Consider the following 11,278-nt stretch of genomic DNA (forward strand, 5'->3'; position numbering starts at 1 on the left):
AATGGGCTCCGGGGCGCCAACCGTTGTGGCCGGCACCGGTGTTCGAGGTCGTCTAACGCCGCTTAAGGACCTCAAAAACAAGCAATCGCCCGAGCAACTGAAGCGTCTGGTCGCACAGATATCGGAGAAGCCGGAAAGCGTGCAGCACCACACCGTCGACCAAGAAGGTCTTGACAGTCTGCTGGAACAGCTCGCGAAGAAACCCGGCATCCACGCCGTGCACCTATCCAACGGCGGCAAGGCCAACGTCGTACCGCCCGATGCTCAATTGGGTTAAGGAACAACAGGAAAGAAGGACGACTATGAAAACGCTACTTGTCGCAGTCAGCGTTTGTGCCGCGATCGGCCTCGCCGCGCCGGTGCACGCCGACCAAGACGAACCCGGCGGCGACGACGCAGGCTTCCTGTCCAGTCTGCAACAAGTCGGGATCCACTATCCCAGTCCGGCTCAAGCCATTACGGCCGGCAGGTCGGTGTGCGGATGCCTGAACAATGGCGAATCGGGGCTGGAGCTAGTCCACGACGTGAAGATCCGTAATTCGGGATTCACGATGGAGGAGGCATCCAACTTTGCCATGATCTCGGCAAAATATTACTGCCCTCAACAGCTTTCGAAGAGCTAACCGAAAAGCGGCACCCCGCGAGATGGTGGCTCGCGGGGTGCCGACTCCGACGATCTGATCCAGGTGCTACTTGAGGTCGAACCGGTCGTTGTTCATGACCTTGACCCATGCCGCGACGAAGTCCTCCACGAACTTCCCCTTAGCGTCGTCTTGTGCGTAGACCTCAGCCAACGCACGCAGCACTGAATTCGAGCCGAACACAAGGTCATTGGCGGTAGCCGTCCACTTGCGCTGACCCGACGAGCGGTCGCTTACTTCGTAGACGTTCTCGGCCGACTCCGACGCCTTCCACTCGTTACCCATGTCGACCAGGTTGACGAAGAAGTCATTGGTCAACACGCCTGGCTTGTCGGTGAACACGCCATGCTTGCTGCCGCCGTGGTTAGCACCGAGGGCACGCAGGCCGCCGACGAGCACCGTCATCTCCGGACCGATCACGCCTAGCAGGTACGCCCGCTCCAACAGCAGCTGCTCGAGCGGCGCCTTCTCGCCGGGACGGATGTAGTTGCGGAACCCGTCGGCCCGCGGTTCGAGCACCCCGAACGACTCCACATCGGTGTTCTCCTGCGAGGCGTCGGTACGTCCCGGCGCGAAGGGTACCGAGACCTCGTGTCCGGCATCCTTGGCCGCCTTCTCCACTGCCGCAGAGCCGGCCAACACGATCACATCGGCCAAGGAGATCTTCTTGCCGCCGGAGGCCGAGCCGTTGAAGTCCTGCTGAATCTTCTCGAGAACGGGCAACACCTTGTCCAGCTCGGAAGGCTCGTTGACCTCCCAGTTCCGTTGCGGCTCAAGGCGAAGCCGCCCGCCGTTCGCCCCACCGCGCTTGTCAGTGTTGCGGTAGCTCGACGCCGCCGACCACGCGGTCTTGACCAGCTGAGGAACGGAGAGTCCGGACTCGAGCACCTTCTTCTTCAGGGCCGCAACGTCTTTGTCGTCGACCAACTTGTGGTCGACCGCTGGAACGGGGTCCTGCCACAGCTGTGGCTCGGCAATCCACGGTCCGAGGTAGCGCGATATCGGTCCCATGTCGCGGTGCAGCAGCTTGTACCACGCCTTGGCGAACGCCTCGGTCAGCTCCTCGGGGTGATCGAGCCAGCGCTTGGTGATGTCGCGGTAGATCGGGGATTCACGCATCGAGATGTCGGTGACCAGCATCGTCGGGGCGCGACCCGGCCCACCGAACGGGTCGGGGATGGTGCCCGCACCGGCGCCGTCCTTGGCGACGAACTGGTAAGCACCGCCGGGGCTCTTGGTCAGCTCCCACTCGTAGCCGTACAGCGTCTCCAGGAAGGTGTTGTCCCACTTGGTGGGGGTGGGCGTCCAAACGACCTCCAGGCCGCTCGTGATGGCGTCCTTGCCCACTCCGCTGCCGTAGGAGCTCTTCCAGCCCAGCCCTTGCTGTTCGATCGGGGCAGCCTCCGGCTCGGGACCGACCAGGTCCCCGTCGCCGGCACCGTGGGTCTTGCCGAAGCTGTGGCCACCGACAATAAGCGCCGCGGTCTCCTCGTCGTTCATCGCCATCCGGCCGAACGTCTCGCGAATGTCGATCGCCGCGGCAATCGGATCCGGCTTGCCTTCGGGGCCTTCGGGATTCACGTAGATCAAGCCCATCGTGGTCGCGCCGTAGGGCTGAGCGAGATCCCGCTTACCGGAGTAGCGCTTGTTGGTGCCCAACCATTCGTCTTCTTCTCCCCAGAGGATCTCTTCGGGCTCCCACACGTCTTCGCGACCGAAGCCGAAACCGAAGGTCTTGAATCCCATCGACTCCAACGCGCAGTTGCCGGCGAAGATGATCAGGTCGGCCCAGGAGATCTTGTTGCCGTACTTCTTCTTGACCGGCCACAGCAGCCGACGCGCCTTGTCCAGGCTCACGTTGTCGGGCCAACTGTTGAGCGGGGCGAAACGCTGCATACCTTGGCCGCCGCCACCGCGGCCGTCGTGAATGCGGTAGGTGCCCGCAGCGTGCCAGCTCATCCGGATGAACAGGCCGCCGTAGTGCCCGTAGTCGGCGGGCCACCAGTCCTGCGAGGTGGTCATCACCGAAATCACGTCAGCCTTGAGTGCGTCAACGTCGAGCTTGGCGAACTCCGCGGCGTAATCGAAGTCGTCGCCGAGCGGGTTGGACTGAGGGGAGTGCGGGTGCAGCGTCGACACGTCGATCTGGTCGGGCCACCAGTCCCGGTTCGTCAGGGGCGCATGCGATTTCGGTTCCGGCGCATCGATTACCGGGTTTTCACTTTCGCTGCCCTTGTTTGTTGTATCAGATGACACAGCATTCCTTTCAGAGATAGTTGAATCGGCCTGTGATCACGGCTGTGATCCTTCAAATTGGTTCGAACAGTCGGGGCATAAACCCCAGTAGATGACCTCTGCCTCATCGAGAACGAAGCCATCCAACGCGTTGTCGTCGTCGAAAGGGGTCAGGCACGGCGCATCACCGACCGCACAATCGACGTCGGCGATCACGCCACAAGATCGGCATACGACGTGATGGTGGTTGTCGCCGACCCGAGCCTCATAGCGGGCGACCATCCCTGATGGTTGGATCCGTCGAACGAGACCTACCGCGGTCAGCGCGTTGAGCACGTCGTACACGGCCTGGCGGGAGACATCGGGCAGGCCGCTGCGCACCGCGGACAAGATCGTCTCGGTATCGGCATGCGGATGGAAATCCACCGCCTCCAGTACCGCGACCCGGGGCCGGGTCACTCGCAAATCGGCCATCCGCAGCTGCGCCGCGTAATCCGCCGACATTGACGACACCCCATCAATATGACGCTGTTGTTTGGAACGAGTCAAGACCTTATCTGGAGTCGGTCAAAAATTTAATCGCAGCGTCGGCCGCCCGTTCGGCGGCGAGGTTGGCATCCTTGGCGAGTCGGATCAGGCGGGGAAGGGCACCGGGGTGCCTGACCACGTAGCGGGCGACGGCCGATAAGTTCGGTCTGCCATCGGGGTGGGTGAGGCCGGCAATATCAGCGTCTACGGTGCCGTCGCCGACCCGGTCGCTGATTGCACGCACGACCGACCAGGAGACGCCGCGCTCGCTGCAGACCTTCGCGACGGCGGCCGTCTCCATGTCGAGTGCGACCACGCCGCGCGCCCGTAGATCGGCATGTAGCACCGGATCGAGCAGCAGCTGCTCAGTGGTGCACAACGTCCCGTGGGCGTTGCCGATGCAAAGCGGTGTGGGCCGGTACTCCGCACCGTCCGGGCCGCCCGTGACCAGCTGGGGGAGCACCAACGTTCCGATCGGCGTCTGGTTGTCGGTGGCGCCCGCGATGCCGACGACGATCACCAACTCGGCATCAAGCGTGTCCAGCAAGCGGGCGGTCGCGGTGGCCGCGAAAGCCGGGCCAATCCCGATCACTGCCGCGATCACCGCGTGGTCGCCGATCCAGCCGGCGTAGCCCGGTCCAGTCTTCCGAAGCCCGAGTCGCCGTCGCAGCGGCCGCAGTTCCATGGGCATCGCGCACACCAAGGCGATCACCCGGTCATCGTATGCAGCGCAGGGGAGGCGTCGACCGCAGATGAAAAAGGAACGGCGAGAAATAACTCCGTCCCACTTCACTGTATAGCGCACCTCGGGGCTTGCGGCAAGACCCGGGTCATGCTGCAAAATCGCTGGCCGAAGCCAGAACTCAGCAAAACGGGGGTTTGTGAGGTGAATGTCGAACACGCGGTGGTCGTTGCCGGGGGAGGCCCGACAGGCCTGATGTTGGCTGGTGAACTGGCATTGGCAGGAGTCGACGTTGCCATCGTTGAGCGGCGCACCAGCCCGGACCTGGTTGGTTCCCGGGCCGGTGGTCTGCATTCACGCAGCATCGAGATCCTCGATCAGCGTGGGATCGCTGATCGATTCCTCTCGCAGGGCGAAGTGGCGCAAATCGCGGGCTTCTCCCAGATTCGGTTGGATATCAGCGACTTTCCCACTCGGCATCCGTACGGCCTCGCGCTGTGGCAGAACCACATCGAGCAGATCCTGGCCGACTGGGCAGACCAGCTGGGCGTCCCGATCTATCGTGGGTGCGAGGTAACGGGTTTCGGTCAAGATCGCGCCGGCGTCGATGTCAAGCTGACCGGCGACAAGTTGCTTCGGGCGGAGTATCTCGTCGGGTGCGACGGAGGGCGCAGTGCGATCCGCAAAGCAGCAGGCATCGAGTTTCCCGGTTGGGATCCGACGATGAGCTACCTGCTCGCCGAAGTCGAAATAGCACCCGAACCGGACCAGTCGCCGGAATGGGGGATCCGCCACGACGCGCTGGGGGTCCACGCGTTCAGCAGGTTGGAAGATGGCGGACCGGTACGGGTCATGGTTACCGAGAAGCGCCTCGGCCCCAACAGCGAAGCCACCTTGGGCGAGCTGAGCGAAGCGCTCATCAACGTATACGGAACTGATTACGGAATCCACAGTCCTACATGGATTTTCAGGTCGACGGATATGGCGCGACAGGCGGGGGCATATCGCGACGGGCGTGTTCTGCTAGCCGGCGATGCCGCGCACGTGCATCACCCGATCGGAGGACAGGGGCTGAACACGGGTGTGCAGGATGCGATGAACCTGGGATGGAAGCTCGCCCAGGTGGTCAACCAGACATCGCCCGACAGCCTGCTCGATACCTACCATGCCGAACGGCACCCGATCGCCGCACGCGTGCTGCGTAATACACTGGCGCAGCTCGCACTCCTTCACCGTCCGACCGACGAGCACATTAAAGCCTTGCGCGACACAATGTCTGATCTTCTCAGCATGGACGAGCCTCGCAAACGTTTCGCCGCCATGATGACCGGCCTTGACATCCGCTACGACCTCGGTGCCGGACACCCGCTGCTCGGACGCCGCATGCCCGATCTGGACCTGCTCACTGAAAACGGCTCGCTGCGGGTTTTCGCACTGCTGCATGACGCCCGCCCGGTGCTGCTGAACCTCGGCGAGCCCGGCGACTTCGAGATCGAACCGTGGGCCAATCAGGTCAAAGTGATCGACGCGAAATACGTTGGTGAATGGAATCTTCCGTCCATTGGCGCGGTGACAGCTCCCACCGCTACATTGATCCGGCCGGACGGATATGTGGCCTGGGTAGGGGAGCACGATCAGCTCGGGCTCGTTGACGCGCTCACCACCTGGTTCGGGGCTCCCAGTGGGCGCTAATCGGCACTCTTCTTGATCTCGAGAACCCGCTTGCGCAAGCCCTCGGTGGCGGTCTCCATCAGCCCTTTAGCGCCCCTCTTGATCAGAAAGCCGGGAATCGGAACGATCGGATCGACAGTCAGCTCGAAGCTGACCCGAGTGGATTGCCCATCGGGAGTCAGCGTGTATCGAGCGTCTTGGGCGCGTTGCTGTTTTCCGCTGACCAGCGTCCAGCTCACCCCGTCATCGTGAACGGAGTAGGCCAGCACCTGCTCATCGGTGATACCGACAATCTTGACCACTTGGCGCGACTTGGTCGGATGGCCTTGATCGTCGCGCTCGAGCACTTCGATTTTTTGATGCGCAGGCGACCACTGCGTCAACGACTCGAGGTCGAACAGGACGTCCATGATTTCGTCGGGCGTCGCCTCAATGACGACCTGACGCGTCTCGGTGACAGCCATCCGCTCAGCCGTCGAGAGCGTCTTGCAGCTCCCGCACGTGGTCCTGCGTTTGCTGCAGCAACGGCCGCAAGGCTTCGGCAACGTCCGGTAACCCGAGATCGTTCGCCTCAGTCACGCGTTGGCGGTAGCGGTCCAATTGACGCTGTTCCAGTTCCATATCGGCTTTAAGCGCCGATGCCCCGTCCGGTGCATCGGGCACATCGGGGACTCTGACACTCGGCGTACCGCCTAAGAAGTCAATCTGTTGAGCGAGGATCTTGGCATGCTGCAACTCTTGGGCTAGGTGGTTGTCTAGCTCCTCGGCGATCGAGCGGTATTCGGGCCCTTTAATCGTGGCCCCGTGCTGGATGTACTGGATGATTGATTGGTACTCGGTGCCTAGGTCTTCGTTGAGCCGTTCGATGAATGTACTGGTATCCATGGACGTTAGGTTCACCCGAGAATGCGCGCCTGAAACATCGTGTACGAGGATGAAACAATGCGACTGCTGGTAGTGGTTGCGGTTGTTGCCGCGGCAATCGGCCTGGCCACGTCGGCGCAGGCAGACCCCGACCCTGATGCGGACTTTCTGGGTGCCCTTAACAGGGCTGGGATTACCTATCAAAGCGGAGCCGACACCATCGCCATCGGCAGAAGGGCGTGCCAGCTGATGGATCAGGGCGACCCGGAAGCCGACGTCGTCAAAAGCACGACGCAGCAGAATGCAGGATTCAGCACAGACGGCGCCACCCAGTTCACGAAAATCGCGGAAGGCACATACTGCCCGCAATACCTCGGCGGAGGGCCATCACCGGCGCCGCCATCATCGTCGGCACCGTGGGTCCCCCCATTCGATCCATTGCCGCCGCTGCCACCCGGAATGTAGGCGGAGCAGGCAGAGTCCTTGCTAGCTCGAACTCTTGACCAGTTCCGGATATTCTGCCAGGGCATCATCGGCTAAATCTTCGAGCTCTTTGCCTTTCGTCTCGGGTCCGAGCAGATACCCGATCACCGTCAACACCCAAAGGCCGGCCAGCGCCAAATAGGGCGTCTGCAGGCCGTAATGCATGATGGCCCAACCGATCACGGTCGGTGCCGCAATCGATACGATGCGACCACCGCCAACTGCGATCCCGAAGCCGGTGCCACGCAGAATCGTTGGGAAAAGCTCGGCGATGTACGTGTCGCCGACGCCCCAGAGCCACCCCAGGGTGGCGATCGCAATCGCGCCGAAGACCTGGTATTCGGCAAGCGAGTCGGAAGTGGCCGCCAAGATGGTCGCTACGACCTCGACCAGCGCGGCGACGATAGCCGAAGGTCGCCGTCCGATCCAGTCGGCGAGCGCCGTCCCGGCGTAAGCAAACACGGCTTGTAACAAGAAGAACACCAGCGCATAGCGAATCGCCTCGATCGGGGAAGCATGAAACCTTTTCACGATGTAGGTGGTCAAAAACAGCGTCATGCCCCAGTAGCCGACCGCGTTGGCGGTGTATATGAGCCAGCCCGCGACGAGGCGTCGGCGCACGCCGGGCAGTTGCCAAAGTTGAGGCCTGGCAACCCCGGTCGCCACTGTGGCCCGCACGTCGTTGTACCGATGCGACTCGGTGATACCTCGTCGGACAAGGAACAACAGAACTGCGGGCACAAGCGCGACGATGAACGCCGATTGCCAGCCAAAACGGGGCACCAGGGCCAGCGCGACGCCTGCCGCAAGGACGTAGCCCAGTGAGAAGAGCGAGAAGATCACCCCGCCGACACCGATCGCGCGGGTCTTCGCGGGCCAAACTTCCGCCGTGTACGGTGCCCCGACCGCAAGCTCGCCCGCGCCCCCGACGCCGGTGAGGAATCGCAGCCCGGTAAACGCGGCGATGTTGGTCGTGAGGCCGGCCAACGCAGTCGTCATGCCGTAAAGCAGGATGGAGGCTCCCAGAGTTGTTTTACGGCCCCACCTGTCCGCGGCTAATCCGAAGCCGATCGTGCCGATCGTGTAGCCGAGCAGGAAGATCGAACCTATATATCCGGCTTGGGCTTCGGTGATGTGCAACGTCTTCTTGATTTCTGGCAGCACCAGCCCATAGATGTTCACCGCGTATGAGTCGAAACCGTAACCCAATCCGGCGGTCACGGCGACAAAGAGCGCCTGCTTGAAAGTCGCAGGTATGGCTCGCTGTATCTGAGGCGCCGAGATACCGGTTGCGGTTGACGTCATCCGTGAACGGTAAGTAGCCCTGCGGCACTAGGAGAAGAATCAAGATCGTCGTGATCGCAAATTTAGTGCGGGTGCGGCCCTCGCGCTGCCCGCATACTAGTTGACATGAGTATTTCCAATGGCATGTCGAAGACGACCGCGGCGTTCTTCATGCAGACGGTAGTCGCCTTCGCGGTCAGCTTCCTCGCCTCGCTCGGCGGGATCCTTTTCCTTCCGCTGGACCCTTGGCAGCGCTTGTTTCTCGGCATCAGCGTGTTGTTTCTCGTCTCGAGCGCGTTCAGCTTGGCAAAGGTCGTTCGCGATCAGCAGGAAGCCACGACCGTACGTGTTCGCCTCGACGAGGCACGCGTGGAGAAGCTGCTCGCAGAACACAATCCGTTGATTGGCGTTAGCTGACAGTGGTCGTTCGGCAGCTACGCGGTGTTGTCGATCGAGTCGAAAACTGTGACGGCGTGAGCAAATGGTTGTGGCGTCACGCCGATTGGACCGAAGGGGTGATCGAGCGTGAAGACGAGATACAGAAGCAAGGCAAGTAGGACGGTCACGGCGCTCACCAGAACCATGTGAGTGCGGTCGCTCGCAAGCCGCAGAGAGCTGGTGAGCAAGATCAACACGGCTCCGCCGAAGATCAGGGAGCCCCAGAGCAGTGGGGGTATTCGTGATTTGGCGTTCAGGATTCTTGTGCTGCGTTCGGACGTCAAGACGGTTAGTTCGCTCAGAAACTGCTGATTGATCGGGCTCGATGCAACATTGGGCTGCGATCTTCCCGCTATGCGATACATTTCCGTGAGCGCGGACCGCCCCGTGTTGCTGATGCTGCCGAAGTCGTCCTTACCCCATCTTGGACCCTGAAGAGCTCCCGCATAGTTCCGCAGTTGCTTGCGCAACTGCGATTGCTCTGGCTGCGGCATTGCGACAGTCTGTCGGTACAGCGTCGTCAACGCAGATGCCTCGTTGGCGACAGTCACCTGGGCTGAGAGGAATTGCTGCCAACCAACGACGACAGTAAAGCCCAGCAGCGCACCATAGATAAGGCCGACAACCGTCAGAAATGGTGACAGGACCGCGTTGCCCTCTGGGCGCGTGTCACGCGCAAGGGCGTGGCTTGCCAGCCACACGCTGCCCACTGCTATCAGCACCGCGCCAATGACCACGATGACTAACAGCAGCCAAGCGCCGACTGCCCCGAAGTCGCCCATCGATCAACCATGATGTCAATCACCTCGATCCCTCAGCGCCGGATTCCGGCAAACAAGATCCGCGGTCCAGCGCATCGGAGCCGCGTCAAATCTCGAAAACGTCGAACGCTGTTCAACAACCCGTCGGTTTGGATCGGCTGGCCGGAAAGCAGAAAGCCTAAAATGCCCCGATATGAGCACTCCTGTGAGCACGCCTTCGCCTGGGCCCGGTTGGTGGCAGGCGTCAGACGGTAACTGGCACCCGCAGCGCTGGGAAACCACCTTTATCTACTCCACTCACGAGTCGCTGCAAACGGTGATAGAGGAGGCCAGCCGTCAGACGGAAGCGTATGGGCAGCAGGGCTGGGAGATTGTCGGCTCCTCGGTTCAGCGTGTCCAGGTCGCCCACCACTTCCGCGACTATGACAAGGGCGGAGACCTGTTATTCGAATGGAGCATCGTCTCCACATTGAAACGACCCCTGCCGCCCGGATAAACAGCCCCTAAAGCACTTGTAGCACAAGCCATCACGGGTTTGCCGGCCGCGAGGCCGGGTACGCGGAAAGCTGCGGAAGTTCAAATACGCCGGCGTGTTGTTGGGCCAACATCGCAATTATCGCTACGGTAGGGCACGCGGACGAGCCCAAACGCCCGGTGGCCAAACGCAACCCGCGACGATGGGGGAAGCAGACCCGTGACCTTGTACGGCATCGACGTGGCCAGCTACCAAGCGGGACTGAACCTTGCCGAGGTCAAGGCCGAGGGCTTCGACTTCATCATCGCCAAAGCTACCCAGGGCAGCGGCTACGTGGACCCTTACTGGGTCTCGTTTCGGGACGGCGCGAACGCGAACGATCTCATCCTGGTCGCGTACCACTACGTCACCCTCGACCCGGCGGCCGCCCAGGCTGACAACCTGGTCGGCGCTCTCGGCGATATCAGCATCCCGGTGATGCTTGACTTTGAGGCCGGCTCAGGCGACCTGGATAACTTTTGGAGAGTCGCAGACGCGATCACCGCGGCGGGCGCACACGTAGCGCTGTCCTATATTCCGCATTGGTATTGGCAGGAGATCGGCTCACCCGGCCTGACCGGCGTTCCCGGGTTGGTCGCGTCCGATTACGTCGGCGGCACCGGTTATGCCAGTTCGCTGTATCCCGGGGACGATTCCGGCTTTTGGACCGGTTACGGCGGCGTCGACCCGGTGATCCTGCAATTCACCGACGCCGCGCAGGTCGCCGGACAACGCGTCGACGCCGATGCGTTTGTCGGGACCGCCGAAGAACTTCAGCAATTGCTCACGACAGGAGAACACATGACACCCGAGCAGGCTCAGCAACTCCAGCAGATCTGGGTTCAGCTCCTCGGTCCGACGGGTCAGGGCTGGCCACAGCTCGGCAACCGCACCCTCGTCGACGCGCTGGCTCTTGTGCTTACCCAGTTGGTCGGCCAGGATGCGAGCGGGTTCGCAGGCTGGCCACAGACAGGCGGTCGCACGGACACCGACCTGATCGCGGCGATCGCCGCGGCGCTCAAGGTTCCGAATACCTACGACACCAAGAACCCGAGCAGCAGCTGAATCAGCCAGAGGCGCTGAGGATTTTGATCGCGAAGACCAGCGTGTCGCCCTTCTGGATCCCGGCGCTGGGCTGACCGTCGGGGTACCCGTCCGCAGAGGTCATCGCGACACC

The 11,278-nt window shown here is 62.0% G+C and carries 13 protein-coding genes and 2 pseudogenes; 7 read left to right on the forward strand and 8 right to left on the reverse strand.

Annotated elements, in window-relative coordinates:
• Positions 1-277: pseudogene (locus tag WB785_RS18015) on the forward strand (PPE family protein); the annotation flags it as partial.
• Positions 278-302: 25 nt separating this feature from the next.
• A complete protein-coding gene (locus WB785_RS18020; RefSeq protein WP_424080662.1) occupies positions 303-623 on the forward strand; it encodes a DUF732 domain-containing protein in 321 nt (106 codons plus the stop codon).
• Between the two features lie 66 nt (positions 624-689).
• Here the strand turns inward: WB785_RS18020 and katG are convergent, their stop codons facing one another.
• Genes katG through WB785_RS18035 form a run of 3 tightly spaced genes read right to left on the reverse strand, consistent with a single transcriptional unit; the run spans position 690 to position 4,116 of the window.
• Positions 690-2,915 (reverse strand): catalase/peroxidase HPI, encoded by a 2,226-nt coding sequence (katG, locus tag WB785_RS18025; RefSeq protein WP_424080673.1) that lies wholly within the window; start codon positions 2,913-2,915, stop codon positions 690-692.
• An 18-nt stretch (positions 2,916-2,933) separates the two neighbouring features.
• Positions 2,934-3,380 carry a Fur family transcriptional regulator gene (locus tag WB785_RS18030; RefSeq protein ID WP_424080663.1) on the reverse strand — a complete coding sequence of 149 codons (447 nt, stop codon included), beginning with the start codon at positions 3,378-3,380 and terminating at the stop codon, positions 2,934-2,936.
• 49 nt (positions 3,381-3,429) lie between these two features.
• Positions 3,430-4,116: a hypothetical protein gene (locus WB785_RS18035; protein ID WP_424080664.1), complete on the reverse strand. Its 687-nt coding sequence runs from the start codon at positions 4,114-4,116 to the stop codon at positions 3,430-3,432.
• Between the two features lie 225 nt (positions 4,117-4,341).
• Between WB785_RS18035 and WB785_RS18040 the strand changes: the two genes are divergently transcribed.
• Positions 4,342-5,778 carry an FAD-dependent monooxygenase gene (locus tag WB785_RS18040; protein ID WP_424080674.1) on the forward strand — a complete coding sequence of 479 codons (1,437 nt, stop codon included), beginning with the start codon at positions 4,342-4,344 and terminating at the stop codon, positions 5,776-5,778.
• On the opposite strand, the gene WB785_RS18045 is transcribed toward WB785_RS18040, so the two are convergent.
• Both WB785_RS18045 and WB785_RS18050 read right to left on the reverse strand, forming a co-directional pair.
• A complete protein-coding gene (locus WB785_RS18045) occupies positions 5,775-6,221 on the reverse strand; it encodes an SRPBCC family protein (RefSeq protein WP_424080665.1) in 447 nt (148 codons plus the stop codon). The two genes, WB785_RS18040 and WB785_RS18045, sit on opposite strands and share 4 nt — an antisense overlap.
• A gap of 4 nt (positions 6,222-6,225) precedes the next feature.
• Positions 6,226-6,642: a ferritin-like domain-containing protein gene (locus WB785_RS18050; RefSeq protein ID WP_424080666.1), complete on the reverse strand. Its 417-nt coding sequence runs from the start codon at positions 6,640-6,642 to the stop codon at positions 6,226-6,228.
• A gap of 57 nt (positions 6,643-6,699) precedes the next feature.
• Here WB785_RS18050 and WB785_RS18055 point away from each other — a divergent pair, with 57 nt between their 5' ends.
• Positions 6,700-7,086 carry a DUF732 domain-containing protein gene (locus WB785_RS18055; protein ID WP_424080667.1) on the forward strand — a complete coding sequence of 129 codons (387 nt, stop codon included), beginning with the start codon at positions 6,700-6,702 and terminating at the stop codon, positions 7,084-7,086.
• Positions 7,087-7,107: 21 nt separating this feature from the next.
• Here the strand turns inward: WB785_RS18055 and WB785_RS18060 are convergent, their stop codons facing one another.
• Positions 7,108-8,409, reverse strand: a complete 1,302-nt coding sequence (locus WB785_RS18060; protein ID WP_424080668.1) for an MFS transporter — start codon at positions 8,407-8,409, stop codon at positions 7,108-7,110.
• A gap of 105 nt (positions 8,410-8,514) precedes the next feature.
• Here WB785_RS18060 and WB785_RS18065 point away from each other — a divergent pair, with 105 nt between their 5' ends.
• Positions 8,515-8,805, forward strand: coding sequence for a YiaA/YiaB family inner membrane protein (locus WB785_RS18065; RefSeq protein ID WP_424080669.1), 291 nt, complete (start codon positions 8,515-8,517; stop codon positions 8,803-8,805).
• 17 nt (positions 8,806-8,822) lie between these two features.
• Here WB785_RS18065 and WB785_RS18070 read toward each other — a convergent pair whose 3' ends face one another.
• Positions 8,823-9,608, reverse strand: coding sequence for a DUF4239 domain-containing protein (locus WB785_RS18070; protein WP_424080670.1), 786 nt, complete (start codon positions 9,606-9,608; stop codon positions 8,823-8,825).
• Between the two features lie 172 nt (positions 9,609-9,780).
• Between WB785_RS18070 and WB785_RS18075 the strand changes: the two genes are divergently transcribed.
• Together WB785_RS18075 and WB785_RS18080 are read left to right on the forward strand one after the other, a co-directional pair.
• Entirely contained in the window at positions 9,781-10,083 is a 303-nt protein-coding gene (locus tag WB785_RS18075; protein ID WP_424080671.1) for a hypothetical protein, read from the forward strand.
• 198 nt (positions 10,084-10,281) lie between these two features.
• Positions 10,282-11,166 (forward strand): glycoside hydrolase family 25 protein, encoded by an 885-nt coding sequence (locus WB785_RS18080; protein ID WP_424080672.1) that lies wholly within the window; start codon positions 10,282-10,284, stop codon positions 11,164-11,166.
• A gap of 1 nt (position 11,167) precedes the next feature.
• Here the strand turns inward: WB785_RS18080 and WB785_RS18085 are convergent.
• Positions 11,168-11,278, reverse strand: a pseudogene (locus WB785_RS18085) (FKBP-type peptidyl-prolyl cis-trans isomerase); the annotation flags it as partial.

The sequence above is a fragment of the Mycobacterium sp. genome, assembly GCF_049585075.1.
Classification (GTDB): Bacteria; Actinomycetota; Actinomycetes; order Mycobacteriales; family Mycobacteriaceae; genus Mycobacterium.